The organism is Parageobacillus thermoglucosidasius (assembly GCF_001295365.1).
Taxonomy (GTDB): Bacteria; Bacillota; Bacilli; order Bacillales; family Anoxybacillaceae; genus Parageobacillus; species Parageobacillus thermoglucosidasius.
Genome location: NZ_CP012712.1, coordinates 1,787,450 through 1,812,751, shown reverse-complemented (window position 1 = coordinate 1,812,751; position 25,302 = coordinate 1,787,450). Strand labels below are relative to the sequence as shown.

The following is a 25,302-nucleotide window of genomic DNA, read 5'->3' as shown; positions in this document are numbered from 1 at the left end:
TCACTGCTTTGCAAAAAAACAAGAAAACTCTTCGACTATATCGTTGGCGGAATGCACTAATTTTGCGCCTTGCTGTATTAACATGTTCGGTCCTTTTGACTGTTCCAAAAAAATCGGGCCGGGAACGGCAAACACTTCTCTGCCTTGCTCTAACGCCAACGAAGCGGTAATCAATGAGCCGCTTTTTTCTTTCGCCTGCACGACGACCGTTCCGAGCGATATTCCGCTGATAATCCGGTTGCGCAGCGGAAAATGCCACTTTTGCGGCCGCACGTGCGGAGGATGTTCGGACAAAACAAGGTGCCCGTCCATCAATTGGTTTGCCAGTTGTTGATTTTGTTTTGGATATATGTGATTGACCCCTCCTGCAATGACGGCAATCGTATTTCCTCCGTGTTGAATGGCCATCTCGTGCGCCAGCGTATCGATGCCAGCCGCAAGGCCGCTGACAATGATCCAGCCGTCAGCCACAAGCGGCGGAATTAATCGTCGCAATGATTTGATTCCTTCTTTTGTCGGCTGTCTCGTGCCAACAATGCTAATCATTTTTAATGACGACAAAAGATGAAGGTCCCCTTTCGCGTATAACACCCATGGTGGCTCGTAAATATGTTTTAACAAAGGTGGGTAGTCGGAGTCAAAAATCGTGATGGCGTGAATATGGTTATCCTTATATGTTTTTATCATACTTTGAATATGAAGGGAATGTAAATCTTTGAAAAAGAGGGAATATCGTTGCAGCGGTAAGGGGATATATGTTTGCAGCACAGAGGATGGAAGAGTGAATACAGAAGCGAAGGTAGGATCGATGCGAAATAACCGATGAATGGTTTTCCAACTTGCCCCGCGGCAATGATGAAGATGGATGAGACGCTCACGAACTGATGAGTACATCATATCTTCCTTTCTGTTTTTGTTTCAAAAGTTTCACAAAACCATGGTGGCATGCGCATTTTGCAAGGCACACCGCCAAACCAACAAGCAAATACAACAGAAAACAAGAAAAGAAAATCGTCCCGCATGAAAAATGATGCGGGACGATGCCTGTTAATGCGTTTTGCATTTTTCGTAAAGCCCTCGTTCTTTCAATACAGCAATTAATGTTTCACCGATGACCGCCGGCGTTTCGGCAACTTTAATGCCGCATTCGTTCATTTTCTTAATTTTTTCCGCTGCCGTTCCTTTGCCGCCGGAAATAATCGCGCCAGCATGTCCCATCCGTTTTCCTGGAGGTGCCGTTTGGCCGCCGATAAAGCCGACAACCGGTTTTTTCATGTTTGCTTTTACCCATTCTGCTGCTTCTTCTTCGGCCGTGCCGCCGATTTCGCCAATCATAATGACGGCATATGTTTCTTCATCTTCGTTAAACGCCTTTAACACATCAATGAAGTTTGTGCCGTTAACAGGATCGCCGCCGATGCCGACCGCTGTCGACTGGCCGATGCCGGCTTGTGTCAATTGATGAACCGCTTCGTACGTTAACGTTCCAGAGCGGGAAACGATGCCGACGTGGCCTTTTTTATGAATGTAGCCTGGCATGATGCCGATTTTGCATTCTTCCGGCGTGATGACGCCCGGGCAGTTTGGCCCGATGAGGCGGGTTTTCTTTCCTTCCATGTAGCGTTTGACTTTCACCATGTCCAAAACCGGAATTCCTTCAGTAATGCAAACGACAAGGTCTAATTCCGCATCAACCGCTTCCATAATCGCGTCAGCGGCAAATGCTGGCGGAACGTAAATGACAGAAGCGTTCGCTCCCGTTTTTTCCACTGCTTCAGAAACAGTGTTAAACACCGGCACTCCTTCGATTTCTGTTCCGCCTTTTCCCGGCGTTACGCCGCCGACAATTTTCGTGCCGTACTCAATCATTTGTTTTGTATGGAATAATCCTTGTGAACCTGTAATCCCTTGTACGATCACTTTTGTATCTTTATTAATAAAAACGCTCACGTTTCTCCCTCACCTTCTTAACGTACTAACTCGACGATTTTTTGGGCGCCGTCTGCCATCGATTCAGCAGCAACAATATTTAAGCCCGATTCTTGCAAAATCTTTTTCCCTAATTCTACGTTCGTCCCTTCCAGGCGGACGACGAGCGGAAGATTTAAGCCGACTTGCTTCGTTGCTTCAACGATCCCGTTTGCGATGACATCGCACTTCATAATGCCGCCGAAAATGTTGACGAAAATTCCTTTTACTTTCGGATCAGAAAGGATGATTTTAAACGCTTCCGTCACTTTTTCCGTCGTTGCGCCGCCGCCGACGTCCAAGAAGTTGGCCGGCTCGCCGCCGTAATATTTGATGATATCCATCGTTGCCATCGCCAAACCGGCGCCGTTAACCATGCAGCCGATGTTCCCGTCAAGCGCGATATAGTTTAAATCATATTTCGACGCTTCGACTTCTTTCGGATCTTCTTCATCTAAATCGCGGTACTCTAAAATGTCTTTATGGCGGTACAGTGCGTTTGAATCAAAGTTTAATTTCGCATCCAATGCCATGACTTTGCCGTCGCCTGTCACGACAAGCGGATTGATTTCCGCGATCGAGCAGTCTTTTTCGACAAACACTTGGTAAAGCCCCAACATAAATTTAGCAGCCTGATTCACAAGCTCTTTCGGAATGTTGATGTTGAACGCTAAACGGCGCGCTTGAAACGCTTGCAAACCTACCGCTGGATCGATGTACTCTTTAAAAATTTTCTCCGGCGTTTTTGCCGCCACTTCTTCGATTTCAGTTCCTCCTTCTTCCGAGCCCATCAATACGACGCGCGAAGTTGCGCGGTCAACAACAAAACCGATGTAATATTCTTTTTTTATGTCGCAGCCTTCTTCAATAAGCAAGCGCTTAACTTCTTTTCCTTCCGGGCCCGTTTGATGCGTAACAAGCACTTTCCCTAACAGTTCGCTCGCATATGTACGAACTTCATCCAAGCTTTTCGCTACTTTTACCCCTCCGGCTTTTCCGCGCCCGCCGGCGTGAATTTGCGCTTTCACGACGCAAACAGGGCTTCCTAATTCTTTTGCCGCCTCCACCGCTTCCTCCACAGTAAACGCTACGCGGCCGTTCGGCACGCTAACGCCGTAGTTTCTGAGGATTTCTTTTGCTTGATATTCATGAATATTCATGCGCCAACCTCCTAGTATACAAAACTAAAAAAGTTCTAGCGTTTTCATTTTATAATGATATTTTCCACATTGTCCACCATTTCGACATAAAATTGAAAAATTTCAAAAGGGAAAACATTTTCAGTTACTATGATCCTTTGCCTGTTTGTCCAAACGGTAAATAAACGCAAACACCTCGGCGACAAGACGGTACAAATCCTCAGGAATAACTTCGTTTATTTCCAATTCGCTCAATAATTGGACGAGCGACGGATCTTCTTGGATCGGAATCCCATGTTGTTTAGCGGCATCGATGATCGCCTCGGCCACATGCCCTTTTCCTTTGGCGACCACCACCGGGGCTTCATGGATGTTCGCATCATAGGAAAGCGCCACCGCTTGTTTTTTTTCGTTTTTCATATGCGGTAATCCACCCCGCTATAGCGTTGTGCAAAAACAAAATCCACAGGCGCCTTTTTTTGTTTTGGCGTTTCGACTTTCAACACGGACAGCGTATACCCGTGCTCCTCAAGCCGCTCTTTCAGCATTGGTTGAAAAGCGGTTGCGACAGCAGGCAAATGCGGAGTGTCGTTGATGACGGAAACATGGACAATGCGTTGTTGTATACGCACGTCGACTACTGTTTCTTTCAAGTTGTCCAAATAGAAATAAAACATGATGCGGCAATAATCCGGATCAATTTTCCCATTTTTTTGCCGTTTCCCTTGCCAGTAAATCGCGACATCTGTCCGATGTTCGCCAAGCTGAACCGGAATTTGCAAAAATAGATGCTGCAGCGGCCCTTCGGCTTTGGATAATAGCTGCTGGCCGGTTATATGATGCAGAAGCGTCTGCAATGTTTCTTTTAACTCTGGTTCATGGATGTTTTCTAATGCCTGCAGCAGAAGCGGTTTCAACGACGTCATCGTCGTCTCTGCAGGCGTTTTTGTTTCCAGCGCCAGGCGTATATTTGCCTCATGCTGAAACCCGAGCTTCTCGAGCGCTTCTTTCAGCGCATGAAAAACGGATGAAGCAACATGACGGTCGGATTGTGTTAATATCGCGGAAAAAAGCCGCTGTTCTTCCTCCGCAAGGGAACCGTCCGCATATGATGCGTAAAGCATCTGAAAACGTTCCAAAAATGGCTGTTCTTCAAAGGCTGGAAACAATGACTGCAAATATTGCCTTGCTTGCTGCAAATCCCCGTTGTGTACGGCATCTTGCAGTTTCATTAGCTGTTCAGAACTTAAATTGTTTTGCAGCGAAGACAAACCGAGCTTGCTTAACAGCTGCAGCGCTGCCTTTCGTTCGGGCTGCTGCAATGATGCAAGCAATTTCACAAGAACCTCATACGCGTTTTTCGGGCTGTTCATTATGTTTTGCAAATAACGGCGCAATGTTTGTAACGAGTTTGTCTGCTGTTCCGGCGGCAAAGACGCTAACTGTCTTTCGGCAGTTTGCAATTGCCGAAAAAGCGGCGCGTCGTTTTGCACCGCCAACAATGAGGTGAAAATATCCTTCGTAAGCGGAAAGCGCCGGACAAACATGTAGCGGAAAGTTTCCCAGCCTTTTTGTTTGTCTTCTAATTGCCCGATCCACTGAACCGCTTTTTCTATATCTTCTTTAGCAATCGGTAGTTTTTCTTGAAGCACAAAACGGAGAAAAGAATGCGCGTCATTTGGCAGTTTCCATTTTCGGATCAAATATTGCGCCGCTTCATCGACATCGGAGGAAGGGAATGGATGATTCCCCCCCTCTTTATCAATGATTTTCCAATAGATTGTATCGTTTTCGGCCACGACTTCAAATAAATATTGCTTCCCTGCTTGCAAAGGAGTGCGTAGCCGCGCTGTTACGATTTCATTTCCGACACGAACAAGCGCAAGTTTTTCTTTTTCGCCTTCCCCTTGTATCCTTTCGATTTTTCCAAAGACGACTTGTCCGTGGCGGAACCGCTCACGTGCCGCATCACCGGTCGGAAAGATCGGCAGCGTTTTGTCAACGCGGTTCATCATACTGCTCTCCTTCTTTCTTCATTTTTATCATTTCTTTTATCGGGGAAAAAGAAAGGCGGTGTTCATCAATGGTGCCGTATGTGCGAATCGCTTCTAAATGCTGGGCGGTGCCGTATCCCATGTTTTTTTCAAACCCATATTGCGGATACCGCTTTGCCAGCTGTTTCATAAAATGGTCGCGCGTCACTTTGGCGATCACGGAACTTGCCGCAATGGAAACGCTATTGGCGTCTCCTTTGACGATGCTTTGTTGCGGCATTGGGATCGGAAGCGTCATTGCGTCCACTAATAAGTAATCCGGTTTTGGCGAAAGTTGTTCAACCGCTTTGATCATCGCTTTTTTCGTCGCTTCATAAATGTTGATTTCATCGATTTCCGCAGCGGTGACGACACCGATGCCGATCGAAATCGCGCACGATTGAATCATGTGAAATAACGTTTCCCGCTTTGCTTCCGACAGTTTTTTCGAGTCGTTTAACCCTGGTATATACGCGTCTTTCGGCAGGATGACCGCCGCGGCAACAACCGGGCCGGCAAGCGGTCCGCGCCCTGCTTCATCAATGCCAGCTATGTACTTGATGCCTTGTGCAAACAGCTGCCGCTCATAGCGCGACATTTCTTGCCATTGTTTTTTCGCTTGTTCTTCTTGCCGCTTTTGCTTATGCCAGCGCGCAACAAGCCGCTGCACGCTTTTTCGCTCATCTTGCGCAATCTCGTGCAATAACGGATCGTGCTCATCGTTGATTTGTTGCAATAATGCCTGTATCTCTTTGACGGTATATTGATTCACTTCTTCTGTCCCTCTCTTTAATATTTATATCGGCATCCCGGCAAAAAAATAAAGCCCGATTCATTTCGCGGGCTTTTATGGCGTTTCAAAACTAATTCTCCCTAATCTTTCTGTACGAATATCGTGAAGCACGATTTCCGCGACTTTATCATAGTCAACTGCCCCACCGCTGACGAGACAGCCGCGCCGTCTGCCAATCGCAGCAAACAGTTCTGCGATTTCTTCCGGAATGTCATCAAGCGAATAGCGTTCCTTTAACCGTTCCGGATAATGCTGTTTCAAAAAATTGAGCGCATAAACAGCAACATCTTGCAAATTTAAAATCGTATCTTTAATGGCGCCGGTGGTGGCAAGCTTCAGCCCGACTTCTTCCTCTTCAAACTTCGGCCATAAAATTCCCGGCGTATCAAGAAGTTCCATTTCTTTGCCAACTTTAATCCACTGCTGCGCTTTCGTGACCCCCGGTTTATCGCCTGTTTTTGCTATATTTCTTCCGGCAAGGCGATTAATCAGCGTCGATTTTCCGACATTCGGAATCCCAACAATAAGCGCGCGCATTGGGCGAGGGTTTTTTATTCCTTTCGCTGCCATTTTCGCAAATTTGTCTTTCAGCATCTCTTTGGACACCGCAACAATTTGTTTGATTCCTGTGCCAGTTTGCGCATCGATCGCTAATGCGCGCAACTGCTGCTGTTGGAAGTAGGCAATCCATTGCTGCGTGGCCGCTTCATCCGCCATATCCGCTTTGTTTAACAAAACGATGCGAGGCTTGTTTCCGAGAATTTCGTTAATCATCGGATTTCTTGACGACATGGGAATGCGCGCATCGAGCAATTCAAAAACGATATCGATCAGTTTCAGTTTTTCCTGCACTTCGCGCTTTGCCTTCGCCATATGGCCTGGAAACCATTGAATCGTCATATGCATCACCTTATTGCTGTTATTTTACAAAACGTGCGTCAGAAAGCGGCCAATAAACGATACTGGCTTTTCCGACGACTTTCTCCATCGGTATAAACCCAATGTGGCGGCTGTCTTTGCTAAAGCGGCGATTGTCGCCCAAAACAAACAAATACCCTTTTGGCACCGTTTTTCGCCCAGTGATTTCTTCCAAAGTAAACGGTTCCGTCAGCGGGCCATCCACCACTTGTTTTTTATATTTGTCCAAGTACGGTTCTTCGTACGGTTTACCGTTGACATATAACGTATCGTTTTTATATTCGATATGGTCACCCGGCAAACCGATCACCCGCTTAATATAGTCTTTTCCTTCTTCGGCATGAAAGACGATAATATCAAACCGCTGCGGTGTGCCGATTTTGTAAGAAAGCTTGTTGACGATCATCCGATCATGATTATGAAGAGTCGGCATCATCGACAGACCGTCCACAATAATCGGCGCAAAAATAAAATAACGAATGCCGCCCGCAAGCAAAACGGCGATGACGATTGCTTTTAACCATTCCCGCAATTCACTTTTTTTCTTTTCCATCATTCTCCCACCTAATCTTTGGCTATTATGGCATAACGACAAGGGATGTGAAAAAAGGAGCTTGCCATCAAGCTCCTTTTCCCCGGGTCACTATGTTCATTATTGAACGTTTTCTTTAATGCGTGCTGCTTTGCCGCGAAGTTGGCGCAAATAATACAATTTCGCGCGACGTACTTTACCGCGGCGAACCACTTCTAATTTCGCAATTTTCGGTGTATGCACTGGGAAAGTGCGCTCTACGCCAACACCGTAAGACACTTTGCGGACCGTGAATGTTTCGCTAATCCCTGCGCCGCGACGTTTAATGACGACGCCTTCAAACACTTGGATGCGCTCGCGGTTTCCTTCGATGACTTTCACATGAACACGCACTGTGTCACCAGGACGGAAATCCGGTAAATCTGTCCGCAATTGTTCTTTCGTAATTTCTTGAATTAAATGATGCATCATTTTCCACTCCTTCCAACAGATGTTCATGACAATGCTTTTTCATCATTGCAGCGGAACATCGTTTTCCTCGCTTAAGCAAATCGCTTAAGTTGCACAAGGAATATAGTAGCATAAACTTGTATCATGCGCAATAGCTACTGTTTTTCTTTTTTCCACTCTTCGATCCATCGTTTTTGCTTTTCTGTCAGCGGGTAGTTTTCAAGCAAATCCGGGCGGCGCAAAAACGTCCGCTTTAACGATTGTTTTTCGCGCCATTCTTCGATAAGGCGGTGATTCCCTGATAAAAGCACATCAGGAACTTTCATGCCGCGGAAATCAGCGGGGCGCGTGTAATGCGGATGCTCGAGCAACCCGGAGCTAAACGAGTCATGCACAGGGGAAGCTTCGTTGCCAAGCACGCCCGGAAGCAGCCGGACGACACTGTCGACAATGACCATCGCTCCTAATTCCCCGCCTGTTAATACGTAATCCCCGATCGAAATTTCATCGGTTACTAAATATTCGCGAATCCGTTCATCATAGCCTTCATAATGGCCGCAAATCAACACCAAGTGCTCCTCTTTCGCCAGCTCTTCCGCTTTTTTCTGCGTATACCGCTCCCCTTGCGGGCAAAGCAAGATGATGCGCGGTCGCTCAGAATCTTTTGTCACATGGGCAACCGCGTCAAAAATCGGCTGCGGTTTTAGCACCATTCCCGCCCCGCCGCCGTACGGATAATCATCGACCGTTTTATGTTTGTTATCGGCGAAATCGCGGAAATTAATCACATTCAGCGAAACAGCTTTCTTTTCTTGGGCTTTTTTTAAAATCGACTCACTGAACACACCTGTAAACATATTAGGAAATAATGTCAATATATCGATTTTCATCATTCAAGCAGCCCTTCCATCGGGCGGATAGTAATGATTTTCGCTTCTACATCGACGTTTTTCACAATATCCTCTATATACGGAATAAGGGCTTCTTTGCCGTTATTCCGTTTCACCACCCATACGTCGTTGGCGCCCGGCGTTAAAATTTCGCTCACCGTCCCGACCGTTTCTCCTTCTTCGGTAACAACCGTGCAGCCAATAATTTCATGGAAATAATATTCTCCTTCGTTTAACTCACCAAGTTGGCTTTCCGGAACTTTCAGCATCGCGCCTTTAAATTTTTCGACAAGGTTGATGTTGTCATATCCTTCAAATGAAAGCAAATCGAATGACTTATGAACACGGTGGCTTTTGACGATGACTTCGATCGGTTCTTGCGATTTTTCCATAAAAATATATAACGTATTTCCTTTTTTATAACGTTCCTCCGGAAAATCGGTGCGGGAAATCACGCGCACTTCGCCGCGAATGCCGTGCGTATTCACGATTTTTCCAACATTAAACCACTTTTCCATTCTCTTTCTGTCCACCCCTTCTTAGCGGATTTCTTTGATAATGCCGTCTTCAATAATAATGGCGCGCTGGGAAATGACATTTTCCCATTTGTCACCGACTTGGACGTCAATAAGCGCTTGCACTTCCCGCTCTTTTAGCTCACTGCCTAACGGCAAAATATGTAATTGTTCGAGCTGGAAGTCAAGAAGTTTTATTTTCTCTAATCTTGTATCCATTTCTTTGGAGAAATATTGCTTAAGAAGGGAAGAAGAATATTTTCCGGTTTTTTCGAGACGTTTTTGCTCAAAACGAAGCTGCTCGCATTCCCGCATCAGCTGTTGTTTTTGTGCCAAAAATGCTTCACGAAGCGCTTGCTTGCTTTTTTCGGTGACGATTTGCCGCACTTCGATCGTTTGGATAATTTTCATAACGTCACTCCTAACGAGAACGAATATAGAAAAAGGGAGAGGAAAACTGCCCTCACCCTTTTTCATCCACTTGCACGATCACGCGTTTCGGCTGGCGCGCCGCCGCAGCATATACGACTGTGCGAATCGCGTGAATCGTGCGGCCTTGTTTGCCAATCACCTTGCCAATGTCTTCTTTGTGCACAGACAATTTGTAGGTGATTGCCCGTTCATCCTCGATGCTTGTCACCAAAACCGATTCAGGATGATCGACAAGCGCTTGTACGATCGTTTCGATTAATGGTTTCATGTGCATCACAGACATTATTTGCCGTATTTTAAGTTATGAAACTTCTCTAAAATGCCTTGTTTGGACAAAAGGTTGCGGACCGTATCGGACGGTTTTGCGCCATTTTGCAGCCATTTCAGCGCGAGTTCTTCGTCGATTTTGATTTCCGCTGGCTCCGTAAGAGGATTATACGTACCGATTGTTTCAATGAAACGTCCGTCGCGCGGAGAACGAGAGTCCGCTACTACAATGCGATAGAAAGGTTTTTTCTTCGCGCCCATGCGTTTTAAACGAATTCTTACTGCCATTTTATTTAAGCACCTCCGTAAATAGTTCACACAAGATAGTATATTAACAATAATCATGCAGTTTGTAAAGTGTTTTTTCTTAACACATCATCTTCTACATAAACGGGAATTTAAATCCCTTTTTCTTTCCTTTCGGCATATTTGTCATCATTTTCATCATCTTTTTCATTTCATCGAACTGTTTGAGAAGCCGGTTGACTTCTTGGACAGAAGTCCCGCTTCCTTTGGCAATCCGCTTTTTCCGGCTGCCGTTAATAATTTCCGGATGCATTTTTTCTTCTTTCGTCATCGAGCGGATAATCGCTTCAACGCGGCTAATTTGCTTTTCATCAATTTGCAAATTGTTCAAGCCTTTGATTTTATGGAAACCCGGGATCATTTTTAAAATTTCGTCAAGCGGCCCGAGTTTGCGCACTTGCCCGAGCTGCTCTAAAAAATCATCGAGCGTGAACGTGGCGGTGCGCATTTTTTGTTCAAGCTCTTTCGCTTTTTCTTCATCGACGGCGGCCTGCGCTTTTTCAATAAGTGTAAGCACATCGCCCATTCCTAAAATGCGCGAAGCCATGCGCTCCGGATGAAACGGCTCGAGCGCGTCAAGCTTTTCGCCCATTCCGACGAATTTAATCGGCGTGTTGGTAACCGCCCGAATCGAAAGTGCCGCCCCGCCGCGCGTATCGCCATCGAGTTTGGTAAGAATGACACCAGTAATGCCGAGCTGTTCATGGAAACTTTGCGCGACGTTTACCGCGTCTTGCCCTGTCATCGCATCGACAACAAGGAAAATTTCGTCCGGTTTCGCGATTTCTTTCATTTGCTTTAATTCATCCATTAACGTTTCATCAATGTGAAGGCGCCCGGCCGTATCGATAAGCACATAGTCGTAATGTTCTTCCTTTGCTTTTTCGATTGCCTGCTTGGCAATTTCCACAGGGCTGACTTGATCGCCAAGAGAGAAAACCGGCATATTCAGCTGTTTGCCAAGCGTTTCAAGCTGCTTTATCGCCGCCGGACGGTAAATATCGGCTGCGACTAACATCGGGTTGCGGTTATACCGTTTTCGCAGCAAATTCGCTAATTTTCCTGTCGTCGTCGTTTTTCCGGCGCCTTGCAGGCCAACCATCATAATCACGGTCGGCGGGCGGCTGGCAACGGCAATTTTGCTTTGTTCTCCGCCCATCAGCTCGGTCAGCTCTTCTTTCACCACTTTGATGACTTGCTGCCCCGGCGTTAAGCTTTTTAGCACTTCCTGCCCGACTGCGCGCTCGCTCACCCGTTTGACAAAATCTTTGACTACCTTAAAATTGACGTCTGCCTCAAGAAGCGCAAGGCGAACTTCGCGCATCATTTCTTTCACATCCGCTTCTGTCACTTTTCCTTTTCCGCGGATTTTGCTCATGACGCTTTGCAAACGTTCCGACAACCCTTCAAACGCCATCTGTTTTCACCTCCTTATTCCAATTCTTCTAACTCTTTAATAATATGAAACAGCTGTTGGTCATTTCCATATTTCTGCAAAACATAATCTTTCAGTTCATTCATCAGCTGTTTCCGCTTTTGGAACTTCTGAAAGAGCGATAATTTTTTTTCATATTCTTCCAGCATCGCTTCCGTTCGTTTTATATTATCATAAACAGCCTGGCGGCTGACTTCATACTGCTCTGCAATTTCGCCGAGGGAGTAATCGTCTAAATAATAAAGCGACATATAGCTGCGCTGTTTTGGCGTCAGCAGCGCTTGATAAAAATCGTATAAATAGTTCATTCTCATCGTTTTTTCGATCATGAAACTCCCTCCTCACTTGTTAAGTGAAACACCTTTACAGATGATTAGTGTATCCTTTTTTATGTGTGATGTCAAGATTTTATCTTTACAAAAAAATCGGGTAGTTGTCTTCTACCCGATTTTACTTCTCGTTGTTCTCTTCCAATAAATCGGCAAACAAACCGTATACGTATTGCTCCGGATCAAATGGCTGCAAGTCATCCACTTTTTCGCCAAGCCCGACAAATTTCACCGGGATATGCAGCTCGTTGCGGATCGCCAGCACGATTCCGCCTTTCGCTGTGCCATCGAGCTTGGTCAATACAATGCCGGTAACGTTTGTCGCTTCTTTAAACGTTTTCGCTTGGCTCATCGCATTTTGCCCTGTTGTCGCATCAAGCACAAGCAGCACTTCATGCGGCGCCCCCGGAATTTCCCGCTCGATAACGCGTTTTACTTTTTCGAGCTCTTTCATTAAATTGACTTTATTTTGCAAGCGTCCTGCCGTATCGCATAAAAGCACGTCGGCACCGCGCGCTTTTGCCGCTTGGATCGCGTCATATATCACGGCTGCCGGGTCGGAGCCAGCCGTTTGTTTAATGACTTCCGCACCGACGCGCTCTCCCCATACTTCCAGCTGCTCAATCGCTCCGGCGCGGAACGTGTCTCCCGCCGCCAGCATCACCGTCTTTCCTTCCGACTTCAGCTTATGGGCGAGCTTGCCGATCGTCGTCGTTTTTCCGACGCCGTTCACACCGACAAACAAAATAACGGTTAAACCGTCTTCTTGGATATTTAATTCGGCCGGCTTGTCATCACCGCCGCGGTAAATCTCCACAAGCTTTTCGGAAATGACGGCTTGCATTTCTTGCGGGTTTTGAATGTTGCGGCGCTTCACTTCCATTTTCAGCTCATCGACAAGCTCCATGACGGTTGTCACGCCGACATCGGCGCCAATCAAAATTTCTTCGAGTTCTTCAAAAAACTCCTCATCGACTTTGCGGTAGCGGGCGATTAAATCATTGACGCGCCCGGCGAACGAATCGCGCGTTTTCGCAAGCCCTTGCTTAAACTTTTCCGTCACCGAGTCCGTTTGTTTTGTAATTTTTTCTTTCAGCTTTTTGAAAAAGCTCATATCGACGCCATCCTTTCTCCATTACGACTTTACGAGTTGCTTTGAATCTTCCAAGCGCACGGAAACGAGTTTGGATACGCCCGATTCCTGCATCGTCACGCCATATAGCACGTCCGCTTCTTCCATCGTTCCTTTCCGGTGGGTGATGACGATAAATTGCGTCTGGTCGCTGAATTGTTTCAAATATTGGGCATAGCGGTGCACGTTCGCCTCATCCAGCGCCGCTTCCACCTCGTCAAGCACGCAAAACGGAACAGGGCGCACTTTTAAAATCGCGAACAATAGCGCAATCGCCGTTAACGCCCGTTCCCCGCCGGAAAGCAAGCTTAACTGTTGCAGTTTTTTCCCGGGCGGCTGTGCGACGATTTCAATGCCCGTTTCGAGCAAATCGGCCGGGTCCGTCAGGCGCAAGTCAGCGCTTCCGCCGCCAAACAGCTGGCGGAACACGTCGCGAAAGTGGGAACGGATATGTTCAAACGTGGACAAAAACCGTTTTTTCATTTCCTGGTCCATCTCATCTATCACTTGATGAAGCGTTTCTTTTGCCTGCTGAAGATCCGCTTTTTGCTCCGTTAAAAATTGATATCTCTCCGATATCCGCTCATATTCGTCAATTGCGCCCACGTTTACCGTCCCCAGTTCATCGATCTCCCGTTTAATGAGCTTCACTTTTTTTCGCGCTTCCTGCACATCGACCGTCAGCGGATACGCTTTTTTCGCCGCCTCAAACGAAAGCATGTATTCTTCGCGAAGACGGTTCAGCAAGTTTTCAAGCTCAACGTCAAGGCGGTTCAATTTTACTTCTTCATCTTTCACGATATCGGCAAGCTGTTTATGCTGCCGCTTTTTCTCTTTCCATTCTCGTTCCAAATGCTCAAGCTTTGCCTGATATTGCAAGCGCTGTTCGCGGCGGCTGGCAATCAGCTCAATCGTTTTTTGTTTGTCTTGCGCTTTTTTTTGCCGCATTTTCTCCAATTCTTCTTCTCCGGAATGGCTGGCGTTCATTTCTTCGATCAGAAGAGCGAGTTCCTGTTTGGCTGTCTGCAACTGCCTGTCTGTATCCGCCCGCTCAGCGTTGAGCTGCTCTACTTTTTCTTGCGCGTTGTTTAAGCGCTGCTTTGTCTCGGCAAGGACAATTTTTTGTTCAGTCATCGCTGTTTGCAGCGCTTCTTTGGACGTTTGCTCCGTCTGCTTTTGCGCTTGCAATGCTTCAATCGTCCGGTCAATTTCTTGCAATTTTTCATCTAAGCCGCGAAGCTGCGCTTCAATTGCCGTTAGTTTTTCCTCCATTTGCTTTGCTTCTTGTTCATCATGCGCTTTTTCATGATCATAGAGTGCGAGGCGTTCGTTCATGTTTTTCTCCCGCAATTCTACTTCGCGCAATTCGCTTTTGACTTCTTGCAGGGCAAAACGCTCCTCCTCAACTTGCTGGCGCAGCGCAAGCGATGCCGCTTCTTCCTTTTGGATCTCCTTCTTTTTCGTTTGCACAAAGCGTTCAAGCTGCTCCGTTTTCTCTTCCATTTCACGGAGCTTTGCCGTAATCGTTTCTAATTCGCGGCTTCTGCTTAACAGCGAATTCGTTTTTTTCGCGGTCCCTCCGCCGGTCATCGCGCCGCCCGGGCTCACGACATCGCCGTCAAGCGTGACAAGACGGTAACGGTAGTGAAGCAAGCGCGCCAGCTCGTTCGCCCCTTTTAAATCGGTCGTGATTATCACGTTTCCAAGCAAATGGGCAATCACTGAACGATAGGTGCTGTCATATTGAATCAGCTCGCTGGCAATTCCGACAAATGCCGGATGGCCTTTAACAAGAGCCAGTTGTTCGGGAGAAATCCCTTTCGGCTGCATGACATTCAGCGGCAAAAAAGTAGCGCGGCCGTACGCATGTGCTTTTAAGTAACGGATCGCTTCTCGCGCCACTTCCTCATTTTCAACAACGATGTGCTGCATCGCGCCGCCGAGAGCAATTTCCATCGCCGTTTCGTAACGGTCAGGCACTTGAATCAATTCGACGACGGCCCCATGAATGCCCGGAAACTGCGCGCGCGCTTTTAATATTTCTTTTACCCCTTGAAAAAACCCCGCATAGTCTTGCTGCATTTCTTCAAGCATTTCTTTGCGCGATTTCGTTTGCTGCAAATATTGGTATGCTTGATAAAGCAGTGATTCTTTCTTTTCCAAATCGGCTTTCATCGCCGCGAGTTCATCTGTTTTTTGCCGCAGGAGCGTTTCCTTTTGCTGCAGCATTTTTTCTATTTGCTGGCGCTTTTCGTCTAGTTTTGCGTATTGTTCTTTGAGATATTTGCGCTCGTCCAAATATTTGCGGTTTTCTTCGGCAAGCGCTGTTTGTTTGGCTTGCAATTTTTCCAGCAATGTTTGCAAATGGGAACGTTCGTTTTTCAGCGATGCTTGTTCATGAACTAATTCGATATAATCGCTTTTTAACTGCTCGATTTTTTCTTCGATGTTCGCGTTATAAGCGGAAAGAGAGGCTTGCTTTTCGCTCAATTCCGCTTGTATCTCAGAAACCGCCTGCTTTAGCGCGGAAAGATGTTCATGCTCACGCGCCAGCGCTTGTTCAAGGCGTTCTTTTTTTTCCGTAAGAGATGTGATCGTATCTTCGAGCTGCTTTTTATATTGAGCGGCATTTTTCTTTCGTTCTTTTAATACTTCTTTTTTTCCTTCAAGCTTTTCCAATTCTTCGCTCGCAACAAGCAATACTTGCTGAAGGCCGTCAATCGACTCATCCAGCGCCGTAATGTGGTCGCGAAGCTGCTCGATTTCTGCTTCCTCTTTTTGCAGTGCGGTGGAAAGCTGTATTTCGTCGTTTTGATGCTGCGCGAGCAGTTGCTTTAACGATGTCCATTGCTGATGCAATTGTTCAATGTCATACACCATCAGCGCCACTTCAAATCTTTCCAGTTCATCGCGCTTTTCCAAATAATCTTTGGCAATGGATGCCTGCATTTTCAGCGGCTCCAGCTGCTGCTCCAGCTCATGTAAAATGTCGCTCACGCGGTGCAAGTTTTCTTGCGTTTCGGCAAGCTTGTTTTCCGCTTTTTTCTTGCGGATTTTATACTTTAGCACACCGGCTGCCTCTTCAAAAATGGCGCGTCTTTCTTCCGGTTTGCTGCTTAAAATTTCTTCGACGCGCCCTTGTCCGATAATGGAAAACGCTTCTTTTCCGAGGCCGGAATCCATGAACAAGTCAACAATATCTTTTAAGCGGCACGGTTGTTTGTTGATGAAAAATTCGCTTTCTCCCGAGCGGTAAACACGCCGCGTGATGCTGACTTCCTGATAATCGAGCGGCAAAAATTGATCTTCGTTATCGAGAGTGATCGTCACTTCTGCGACATTCAGCGGTTTGCGGGAATCACTGCCGGCAAAAATAATATCTTCCATTTTCGCGCCGCGCAGCGATTTTGCCGACTGTTCGCCAAGCACCCAGCGAATCGCGTCAGTAATATTGCTTTTTCCGCTCCCGTTTGGACCGACGACCGCCGTCACTCCGGGAACAAATTCAATAGATACCCGATCAGCAAACGATTTAAATCCGATAATATCCAACCGTTTGAGGAACATTCGTACCCCGCCTCACAATCTTCCTTTGTTATACCACCACTATAGCATAAAAGCCGGAAGAAGGGCTGACTATATCCAGAGAGCCAGCCCCCCTTATTCTTTCACCACCGTTTTTAGCTTTTGCAGTGCCATTTGCGCCGCGTGTTGTTCCGCCTCTTTTTTGGACTTTCCGACACCGATGCCAAGCTCTTGTCCGTTCAACGAAACGCGCGAGACAAATTCTTTATTGTGCGCCGGCCCTTTCTCTTCTAAAATGCTATATTCCAGCACGCCGATGCCATCGCGTTGAACAAGTTCTTGCAATTGGCTTTTAAAATCCATCACATGAGAAAAAGCACCTTCATCAATTTTTGGGAAAATCGTTTGTCCCAAAAATTGCATGACCGCATCCATTCCTTTGTCTAAGTAAAGCGCGCCGATAAACGCTTCAAACACGTCAGCGAGCAGCGCCGGTCTTGTTCTTCCCCCTGTCAGCTCTTCCCCTTTTCCTAAAAGCACGAGTTCACCGAATGATAAGGCGTTGGCAAACTTCACAAGCGATGGTTCACATACGATCGCCGCGCGCAGTTTTGTCAATTCCCCTTCGCTCATATGGGGGAATTTTTTAAACAAATATTGCGAAACGGTAAGCTCAAGCACCGCATCGCCTAAAAATTCAAGCCGTTCATTATCTTCATGCGGCCGTTTCCGATGCTCATTCACATACGATGAATGGGTAAAAGCTTGAATGAGAAGTTTTTCATTCGTAAAAAAAATGCCGATTTTTTTTTGCAATTCCTTAAACTTGGCTCTCCTTTTTTCATTGATACGTTCCTTATCTTTTTGTTTTGACATACATTAAGGCCCTCCGACTTCCTCCACGCGAAATATATGTAAAAAGCAATGCTTTTATACTATTATATCCGTTCATCCTTGCGCTACACCGATAAAAAGCATAGAAAGCCCCGTTTTTGAACGGGACTTTTCTCTTGCAATAATTACATGTGGCTTTTTATGTAGTTCACAGCATCTCCAACTGTGACAATTTTTTCAGCCTCTTCATCCGAAATTTCCATATTAAATTCATCTTCCAATTCCATCACAAGTTCCACGATATCAAGGGAATCAGCACCAAGATCATCTTTGAAAGAAGCATCCAATGTTACTTGGGATTCTTCGACACCTAAACGGTCGACGATGATTTTCGTAACACGCTCTAATACGTCTGCCATTGCATTCACCTCCCTTCATGATTATAGTAGATTCGCCTTGAAAATACTAGCGGCTATTTCAAAAACCTGTTTTACATGACCATTCCACCGTCAACATGAAGCGTTTGCCCCGTCATATAGCTGGCCGCATCCGATACGAGGAAAGCAACGACTTTTGCGACATCTTCCGGTTCGCCAAAGCGGGCAAGCGGAATTTGTTTTAACATTTCCGATTTTATTTCTTCGCTAAGGCGCTCGGTCATATCGGTCGTAATAAATCCAGGGGCAACTGCATTGACGGTAATATTGCGGCTTGCCAGCTCCCGAGCCGCCGTTTTTGTCAACCCAATGACGCCGGCTTTCGCGGCGACATAGTTTGCTTGCCCCGGATTCCCCATGACGCCGACGACGGAAGCGATGTTCACGATGCGGCCGTACCGTTGTTTCATCATCGGGCGCGTCACTGCTTTCGTGCAGTTAAATACCCCTTTTAAATTAATATTAATCACGTCATCCCATTCTTCTTCTTTCATGCGCATTAATAAATTGTCGCGGGTGATGCCGGCGTTGTTCACTAAAATATCGATGCGTTCAAACCGTTCTAATACCGTTTTAACCATCTGTTCAACGGCTTGGGCATCGGCTACGTCCGCCTGAATCGCGAACGCTTCCCCGCCCATGTTTTTAATTTCTCCGACAACTTCGTTCGCCTTCGCTTCGCTGCCGGCGTAATTGACCGCTATTTTTGCTCCTTGGCGCGCCAGTTCCAGCGCAATCGCCCGGCCGATGCCGCGCGACGCTCCCGTGACAAGCGCGACTTTTCCTTGCAACATCGTTTATTCTCCTTTCAATGCCGCAACGGTCGCTTGTAAAGACGCAAGATCGTTCACCGCGTATACACGAACATTGCGGCTAATTTTTTTCACAAGTCCTGACAACACTTTCCCCGGACCAATTTCAACAAACGTATCTACTCCTAAACGGATCATTGTTTCTACCGACTGCTCCCAGCGGACAGGAGAATATAATTGCTCGATCAATAAACGCAAAATTTCTTCTTTTTTCACCACCGGCTGTGCGGTGACATTGGCAATGACAGGGATTTCCGCATCGCGAATCGCAATCGTGTTTAGCACCTCTTGCAAATGGCTTGCTGCCGGTTTCATAAGCAAAGAGTGAAACGGACCGCTCACTTCAAGCGGAATCACCCGTTTTGCCCCGCGCTCTTTCGCAAGGTTCCCCGCCTTTTCCACTCCTGCTTTGGAACCGGAAATAACGATTTGCCCCGGGCAGTTTAAATTTGCCAGCTGCACAGGATCGCCTTGTTCGGAAATTTCGTTCGTGACGGCTTCAAGCGCAGCGGCATCCATCCCTAACACAGCCGCCATCGTTCCTTCCCCTGCCGGCACCGCTTTTTCCATAAACTCCCCGCGTTTTCTTACCGCATACACCGCATCGGTAAACGAAATCGCCCCCGCAGCCACCAGCGCCGTATATTCTCCTAAGCTATGGCCGGCGACGTAATCCGCCGTTATCCCGGCTTCTTTCACTTTTTGAAGAAGCGCGACGCTTGTTGTCAATAAAGCGGGCTGCGCGTTGTACGTTAATGTCAGCGTTTCTTGCGGCCCTTCGAAAATCAGCGAGGAGAGCGAAAAGCCAAGACGTTCGTCCGCAGATTGAAACACTGCCGCAATATTGGCATCACTTTGCGCGACATCTTTTCCCATTCCTACTGTTTGCGATCCTTGTCCCGGAAAAATAAAGGCGATTTTCCCCATGCGTTTCCCTTCCTTTATGATTGATTTTGTTCAAGCGCCTCTTTTATCGTAGTGATCATGTCGTTCATCACCATTTCCCGCGCCTGACGGACGGCGTGAAAAATCGCATTCGCATCAGACGAGCCGTGCGCTTTGATGACAGGCGCATTTAATCCGAACAGTGCCGCTCCTCCGTATTCAGCGTAATCCATCGTTTTTTTCAAATTGACTAATTTCGGTTTCAACACCGCTGCCGCTAATTTGCTTGAAAAACTGCTTGTTAACGCATTTTTTAACATCGAAAAAACGGAAATGGCCGTGCCTTCAATCGTTTTTAACGCAACGTTGCCAGTAAAACCGTCCGTGACGACGACATCGGCAACGCCCTGCAATAAATCGCGCGCTTCCACATTACCGATAAAATGAAGATCGGTTTCCCGCAAAAGCTGAAACGCCTTTTTGGTCACATCATTTCCCTTTTGGTCTTCCGTTCCGACGTTTAACAGGCCGACGCGCGGCCGCGAAATTCCGCGCACTTTTTCCGCGTACACCGCACCCATTAAAGCGTACTGCAACAAATGTTCCGGACGGGCATCAACGTTCGCGCCGACATCCAAAAATAAAAATCCTTCGCCGCCAACCGTAGGAAGCGTCGGCGCCAATGCCGGCCGGTCGATCCCGGCAATCCGCCCGACGACAAATAACCCAGCCGCCATCAGCGCGCCTGTATTTCCTGCTGATATGCAAGCATCGGCGCGGCCTTCTTTCACTTCTTCAGCCATAAGCACCATGGACGAACGCTTTTTCCTTCTCACCGCCCGCACTGGTTCATCTGTTGCCTCGATCACTTCATCGGTATGAATAACAGTGATGCGATCTTCTGCTGAAAGATATGGGCGAATTTTGTTTTCATCTCCTAATAGAGTAATATGTATATCCGAGAAGTGCTGGACAGCTTTTACGGCGCCAAGGACAATTTCTTTTGGCGCATGGTCGCCGCCCATCGCATCAATTGCTATTTTCATTGCTGCCTCCATCCTTTTTTTCGTTATTGGAACGATACATTTCAAATATCCCGGAAAAGACAAGCTCTTGTCCAACGTAGCTGTTTACTTCCACAATCGTCCGTCCGTTCTCGTTTTCGCCGATCACTTTTGCTTTCGCTACAACCCGCTCGTTTTCTTTTACTTGTCTTGTAAAGCGGATGTTCGCTTTGGCTGTCAGCGCAAGCTCATCATTGATGACAGCGACGGCAAGCGAATTGGCTTGGGCGAACAAATGATGGCCGCGCGCAATGCGGTTTCGTTTAAATACGTGCTCCGCTTTCACATCGAAAATAGAAATAGCGCTATGGTCAGGCTCAATATCGATAATTTCCCCGATCACTTCCTCAATCGGAAGCGCCCTTACTTTATCGGCCAGCGATTGTTGTGCAACATGTTTAATTCGCTCCCGCAATTCAGGGATCGACAGCTCTAAACGATCTAAGCGGATCGTCTGCACACTGACAGAAAATTTTTCTGCCAATTCTTCATCGGTAATAAACGGATTTTTTTGAATCGTCTCTTGCAACAGCCTTTGTCGCTCACGTTTGCTTTTCCGCATCTTTCTTACACCGTCCGTTTTTATGACTAGGTACTAACAGTAGTATATAATCCTTAAAAAAAGATTGCAAGCAAAAAAACAAAGGTTCTTCAATCTAATTTCTCTCCGTCTAGCACACCGGACTCATGCAAATAAAGGCGCAGCCATTGATACGGCTCATCGCGCCAAAAAGCGGCAGACTGGACCAGCTTCGCTGCATCGTTGCGCGCTACTTCCAAAATGCGATAATCATGTACGACGTCTCCAAATTTAAATTCCGGCATGCCGCTTTGCTTTGTGCCAAAAAAATCGCCCGGGCCGCGCAATTGCAAATCTTTTTCGGAAAGTACGAATCCGTCCGTTGTTTCCGTCATAATGCGCATGCGCTCTTTTCCTGTTTCTGATTTTGGATCGGCGATTAAAATACAGTACGACTGTTCATCGCCGCGGCCGACCCGCCCGCGCAATTGATGCAGCTGCGCCAGCCCAAACCGCTCCGCATCATAAATCACCATAACTGTAGCGTTTGGCACATTGACGCCGACTTCGACAACTGTTGTCGAAACTAATACTTGGATACGGTTTTCGCTGAACGCTTTCATCACTTCTTCTTTTTCCTCTGAAGAAAGGCGCCCGTGCATCAGCCCGATGTTATATTTTCCTCTATAATAATGTGTCAACATGCTGTGGACATCAATCGCATTTTGCACATCCAATTTTTCTGATTCCTCAATAAGCGGACATATGACATATGCTTGCCGCCCTTTTTGAATTTCTTTTTCCATAAAGTCAAGGACGCGTTCAAACATATGATGCTTTACCCAATACGTCTGCACTTTTTTTCTTCCAGCCGGCATTTCATCAATCACCGATACGTCCATTTCGCCAAACGCAGTAATCGCAAGCGTTCTCGGAATCGGCGTCGCCGTCATCATCAGCACGTCAGGCGCTTGCCCTTTTTCGCGCAAAATCCGGCGCTGTTCCACCCCAAAGCGATGTTGTTCGTCTGTAATGACTAAGCCAAGCTTTTGGAAATTGACTTCTTCCTGAATAAGCGCGTGCGTTCCAACAACAATATCAATCGTTCCACAAGCAAGCTGCTCTAAAATCTCCTTTCTTCTTTTTCCTTTCACAGAGCTTGTCAACAACGCCACGGTAACATCGGTCGGCGCGAATAATGTTTGCAATGACTGGGCATGCTGCTCCGCTAAAATTTCCGTCGGCACCATAAGCGCCCCTTGATAGCCGGACAAAACAGCGGCATATAATACAATCGCGGCAACGACCGTTTTCCCTGAACCAACATCTCCTTGCAGAAGACGGTTCATGCGGTACGGCGATTGCATATCTGTTAATATTTCGCGAACGACGCGCTGTTGCGCTTTTGTCAGCGGAAATGGCAGCCGATCGATAAAATCATGCAATTTTTCCGGCGAAAACGAGTGAGCGATTCCTTGCGAATGCTCCCTCTGCACCTTGCGCAGCGCATGAATCTTCAATTGAAAAAGCAAAAACTCTTCGTATACAAGCCGGCGTCTCGCCTGTTTCAATTCTTCATGGGAACGCGGGAAATGGATGGCCCGAATCGCTTCTTGCTTCGAAATAAGCCGGTACGTTTGCCGCATCGACAACGGAAGCGGATCGATAATGGCTTCACCGTATTGCGTTAAAGCCAGCTGGATAAAACGCCGCATTCCTTTCACCGTGACAGATCCGCGGACGGAATAAACCGGTTCCAACTCCCGCTTTTGCGGCAGTGCTCCCATTTTCAATTCATTGGCTGTAATCGTTTGGCGGTGCCGGTCCCATTTTCCGCTGACCGTAACCGTATCGTTGATGGATAATTTTTGCTTTAAATAAGGACGGTTGAAGCAAACGACGGTAATTAAATACCGCCCGACAAGCAAGCGAAACGCCAGGCGTGATTTTTTTTTCGCATAATATGTAAGAGAAGGCTCGCTATAAACCTTCCCTTCAACCGTTACTTTTTCGTCATGCTTCACTTCCGCCAAATCTTTTACTTCATAATCTTCATAGCGGTACGGAACGTGCATGAGCAATTCCTCAATGGTGGTAATCCCCATTTCCCGGAGCGCTTCGCTCGTTTCTTCGCCAATTCCCTTTATTGCTGTAACGGGTTGTTGCAATTCACGATTCACGGCTATTAGCTGAAACGCCAAACGGCGTTTGCTGCTAACCCTCCTTGTGCAGTTTCTTTTCGTTATCAATGATCCGGCTTCATGCTAGAAAGCGCCAGTCTGCTGCTGACCGCTTGGCGCTGAATGGCCGGCAATTCAATGTGCGTTTCTATTCGCGTTTCTCTTGTTTTTGCCATACAATAAAATAGAAGGGGGAGCCCCCCTTCTATTATTCTAACATATTCATTCAACAGAAAAGATAAAAGGATATAGCGGCTGTTCTCCATTGTGTACTTCCACTTCTACATCGGAATATGTTTCCTCAATATAAGAAACGATCGCTTCCACTTCTTCTTCTGTCGCTTCTTGTCCATATATCATTGTGACGATTTCGCTGTCTTCGTCAATTAATGAATGGAGCAATTGCTTTGTTACCGAAAGCTTATCCTTTTCGGCCACAACGATTTTATTATCGGCAAGCCCCATGTAGTCATCTTTTTCTATTTTTACCCCGTCGATCGTTGTGTCGCGCACGGCAAACGTAACTTGCCCGGTTTTGACGCGGGATAAGGCAGCGGTCATTGCTTTTTCGTTTTGCTCTTCGGAAAGTGACGGGTTAAACGCCAGTAATGCCGACATTCCTTGCGGGATTGTTTTCGTTGGAATGACGATCACTTTTTGGCTGACGACAGAAGCAGCTTGTTGCGCAGTCATAATAATGTTTTTATTGTTTGGCAACACGAATACCGTTTCGGCTCCAATGCTTTCAATCGCCTTAACAATATCTTCCGTGCTAGGGTTCATCGTTTGGCCGCCTTCAATCACGACGTGCGCGCCGATGCTTTTTAACAGTTCGGCAACACCAGCCCCCATAGCAACCGTCACAATCCCGTATTTCTCTTTTTGTTTGGCGTTTGCCGCGCTCCCAGTGTCACGGCGTTCTTCATTCACGATGTTTGCGTGCTGCTCGCGCATATTTTCAATTTTAATGTTGATTAAACTTCCGTACCTTTGCCCGTACGTCAATACTTCTCCAGGCTGCTCCGAGTGTATATGCACTTTCACAAACTCATCATCGGCAATCACTAGCAGCGAATCGCCGAAGCGGCTTAAATCTTGGCGAAACACTTCTTCAGAGAACGGATGCTTTTCCAATTTATCGCGCTCAAACCGCACCATAAATTCGGTACAGTAACCAAACTCGATTTCATCGGTATGAATGTGGCTTTGTGCACTTTTATGGTGTTCGGCCTTGACCAATTCTTGCATGGAAATTTCCGCCGGTTTCCTATCGGCGACGCTTTCTCCTTTCAATCCGCTCAAAAAACCTTCATATACGTAGACAAGCCCTTGACCGCCGCTATCCACAACACCGACTTCTTTTAACACTGGCAATAATTTGGGGGTGCGTTGCAAAGATGCTTTCGCTTCTTTAACCACTTCTTCCATCACAACAACAATATCTTGTTCTTTTTTTGCGACTTCCACGGCCCGTTTCGCCGCATCTTTCGCAACAGTCAATATCGTGCCTTCCACCGGCTTCATGACGGCTTTATAAGCGGTGGTGACTCCTGCTTCAAGCGCAGCGGCAAATTCGCTGCTATTAATTTCTTGTTTCGTTTCAATCGCTTTCGCAAAACCGCGGAACAATTGCGATAAAATCACTCCCGAATTTCCGCGCGCTCCCATCAACAATCCTTTTGCCAATGCGCTGCTGACTTTTCCAATATGATCGGAAACGTTATTTTTCACTTCCTTCGCCCCAGAAGTCATCGACAAATTCATATTTGTGCCTGTGTCGCCATCCGGGACCGGAAAGACGTTCAGCGCGTCGACGGCTTTAGCGTTGTTGGATAAATGCGCTGCTCCTTGGAAGACCATTTCAGCAAAACGTCTTCCGTCAAGTATCCTAATTGTCACCGACAAA

Annotated in this window: 26 protein-coding genes; all 26 read right to left on the bottom strand. The window is 46.8% G+C overall.

Features of this window, described 5'->3' with window-relative positions; translation table 11 throughout:
* The 26 genes from dprA to AOT13_RS08915 all read right to left on the bottom strand — a co-directional run bounded on the left by dprA (window position 1) and on the right by AOT13_RS08915 (window position 25,295).
* Complete coding sequence (gene dprA / locus AOT13_RS09045; RefSeq protein ID WP_042383310.1) at window positions 1-894, bottom strand: DNA-processing protein DprA; 894 nt, start codon at window positions 892-894, stop codon at window positions 1-3.
* A 153-nt stretch (window positions 895-1,047) separates the two neighbouring features.
* Window positions 1,048-1,950 (bottom strand): succinate--CoA ligase subunit alpha, encoded by a 903-nt coding sequence (sucD, locus tag AOT13_RS09035; RefSeq protein ID WP_003251771.1) that lies wholly within the window; start codon window positions 1,948-1,950, stop codon window positions 1,048-1,050.
* Between the two features lie 17 nt (window positions 1,951-1,967).
* Entirely contained in the window at window positions 1,968-3,128 is a 1,161-nt protein-coding gene (sucC, locus tag AOT13_RS09030) for an ADP-forming succinate--CoA ligase subunit beta (protein ID WP_003251774.1), read from the bottom strand.
* Window positions 3,129-3,248: 120 nt separating this feature from the next.
* Entirely contained in the window at window positions 3,249-3,527 is a 279-nt protein-coding gene (locus AOT13_RS09025; protein WP_003251776.1) for an EscU/YscU/HrcU family type III secretion system export apparatus switch protein, read from the bottom strand.
* Window positions 3,524-5,119: a hypothetical protein gene (locus tag AOT13_RS09020; protein WP_042383313.1), complete on the bottom strand. Its 1,596-nt coding sequence runs from the start codon at window positions 5,117-5,119 to the stop codon at window positions 3,524-3,526. The genes AOT13_RS09025 and AOT13_RS09020 overlap by 4 nt, the downstream gene beginning before the upstream one ends.
* A complete protein-coding gene (locus tag AOT13_RS09015) occupies window positions 5,106-5,912 on the bottom strand; it encodes a ribonuclease HII (RefSeq protein ID WP_042383315.1) in 807 nt (268 codons plus the stop codon). The genes AOT13_RS09020 and AOT13_RS09015 overlap by 14 nt, the downstream gene beginning before the upstream one ends.
* A gap of 75 nt (window positions 5,913-5,987) precedes the next feature.
* On the bottom strand, window positions 5,988-6,839 hold the full coding sequence (ylqF, locus tag AOT13_RS09010; protein WP_370468036.1) for a ribosome biogenesis GTPase YlqF: 852 nt from the start codon (window positions 6,837-6,839) through the stop codon (window positions 5,988-5,990).
* Window positions 6,840-6,852: 13 nt separating this feature from the next.
* Entirely contained in the window at window positions 6,853-7,404 is a 552-nt protein-coding gene (gene lepB / locus AOT13_RS09005) for a signal peptidase I (RefSeq protein ID WP_003251784.1), read from the bottom strand.
* A 99-nt stretch (window positions 7,405-7,503) separates the two neighbouring features.
* A complete protein-coding gene (rplS, locus tag AOT13_RS09000) occupies window positions 7,504-7,851 on the bottom strand; it encodes a 50S ribosomal protein L19 (protein ID WP_003251786.1) in 348 nt (115 codons plus the stop codon).
* A 137-nt stretch (window positions 7,852-7,988) separates the two neighbouring features.
* Complete coding sequence (gene trmD / locus AOT13_RS08995) at window positions 7,989-8,723, bottom strand: tRNA (guanosine(37)-N1)-methyltransferase TrmD (RefSeq protein WP_167542278.1); 735 nt, start codon at window positions 8,721-8,723, stop codon at window positions 7,989-7,991.
* Entirely contained in the window at window positions 8,723-9,241 is a 519-nt protein-coding gene (gene rimM / locus AOT13_RS08990; RefSeq protein WP_013401273.1) for a ribosome maturation factor RimM, read from the bottom strand. The genes trmD and rimM overlap by 1 nt, the downstream gene beginning before the upstream one ends.
* Window positions 9,242-9,262: 21 nt before the next feature.
* A complete protein-coding gene (locus tag AOT13_RS08985) occupies window positions 9,263-9,649 on the bottom strand; it encodes a YlqD family protein (protein WP_013877215.1) in 387 nt (128 codons plus the stop codon).
* 52 nt (window positions 9,650-9,701) lie between these two features.
* Window positions 9,702-9,938 carry a KH domain-containing protein gene (locus AOT13_RS08980; protein WP_003251793.1) on the bottom strand — a complete coding sequence of 79 codons (237 nt, stop codon included), beginning with the start codon at window positions 9,936-9,938 and terminating at the stop codon, window positions 9,702-9,704.
* Between the two features lie 14 nt (window positions 9,939-9,952).
* A complete protein-coding gene (gene rpsP, locus AOT13_RS08975) occupies window positions 9,953-10,225 on the bottom strand; it encodes a 30S ribosomal protein S16 (protein ID WP_003251796.1) in 273 nt (90 codons plus the stop codon).
* Window positions 10,226-10,319: 94 nt separating this feature from the next.
* Window positions 10,320-11,660: a signal recognition particle protein gene (gene ffh / locus AOT13_RS08970; protein WP_013401275.1), complete on the bottom strand. Its 1,341-nt coding sequence runs from the start codon at window positions 11,658-11,660 to the stop codon at window positions 10,320-10,322.
* 14 nt (window positions 11,661-11,674) lie between these two features.
* On the bottom strand, window positions 11,675-12,007 hold the full coding sequence (locus AOT13_RS08965; RefSeq protein ID WP_003251798.1) for a putative DNA-binding protein: 333 nt from the start codon (window positions 12,005-12,007) through the stop codon (window positions 11,675-11,677).
* A gap of 121 nt (window positions 12,008-12,128) precedes the next feature.
* Window positions 12,129-13,121, bottom strand: coding sequence for a signal recognition particle-docking protein FtsY (gene ftsY, locus AOT13_RS08960; RefSeq protein ID WP_003251800.1), 993 nt, complete (start codon window positions 13,119-13,121; stop codon window positions 12,129-12,131).
* Window positions 13,122-13,142: 21 nt separating this feature from the next.
* On the bottom strand, window positions 13,143-16,706 hold the full coding sequence (gene smc / locus AOT13_RS08955; protein WP_013877217.1) for a chromosome segregation protein SMC: 3,564 nt from the start codon (window positions 16,704-16,706) through the stop codon (window positions 13,143-13,145).
* Window positions 16,707-16,799: 93 nt separating this feature from the next.
* Window positions 16,800-17,540 (bottom strand): ribonuclease III, encoded by a 741-nt coding sequence (gene rnc, locus AOT13_RS08950; protein WP_003251804.1) that lies wholly within the window; start codon window positions 17,538-17,540, stop codon window positions 16,800-16,802.
* A gap of 143 nt (window positions 17,541-17,683) precedes the next feature.
* Window positions 17,684-17,917 (bottom strand): acyl carrier protein, encoded by a 234-nt coding sequence (locus AOT13_RS08945; RefSeq protein WP_003251806.1) that lies wholly within the window; start codon window positions 17,915-17,917, stop codon window positions 17,684-17,686.
* A gap of 71 nt (window positions 17,918-17,988) precedes the next feature.
* Window positions 17,989-18,729, bottom strand: coding sequence for a 3-oxoacyl-[acyl-carrier-protein] reductase (gene fabG, locus AOT13_RS08940; RefSeq protein ID WP_013401277.1), 741 nt, complete (start codon window positions 18,727-18,729; stop codon window positions 17,989-17,991).
* A 3-nt stretch (window positions 18,730-18,732) separates the two neighbouring features.
* Window positions 18,733-19,674 (bottom strand): ACP S-malonyltransferase, encoded by a 942-nt coding sequence (gene fabD, locus AOT13_RS08935; protein ID WP_013401278.1) that lies wholly within the window; start codon window positions 19,672-19,674, stop codon window positions 18,733-18,735.
* 14 nt (window positions 19,675-19,688) lie between these two features.
* Window positions 19,689-20,678 carry a phosphate acyltransferase PlsX gene (plsX, locus tag AOT13_RS08930; protein ID WP_003251812.1) on the bottom strand — a complete coding sequence of 330 codons (990 nt, stop codon included), beginning with the start codon at window positions 20,676-20,678 and terminating at the stop codon, window positions 19,689-19,691.
* Window positions 20,662-21,258, bottom strand: coding sequence for a transcription factor FapR (gene fapR, locus AOT13_RS08925; protein WP_013401279.1), 597 nt, complete (start codon window positions 21,256-21,258; stop codon window positions 20,662-20,664). Before fapR ends, plsX begins: the two co-directional genes overlap by 17 nt.
* A gap of 89 nt (window positions 21,259-21,347) precedes the next feature.
* Window positions 21,348-23,396: an ATP-dependent DNA helicase RecG gene (gene recG / locus AOT13_RS08920; protein WP_003251816.1), complete on the bottom strand. Its 2,049-nt coding sequence runs from the start codon at window positions 23,394-23,396 to the stop codon at window positions 21,348-21,350.
* A gap of 222 nt (window positions 23,397-23,618) precedes the next feature.
* Window positions 23,619-25,295, bottom strand: coding sequence for a DAK2 domain-containing protein (locus AOT13_RS08915; protein ID WP_045844638.1), 1,677 nt, complete (start codon window positions 25,293-25,295; stop codon window positions 23,619-23,621).
* Window positions 25,296-25,302 lie beyond the last annotated feature (7 nt).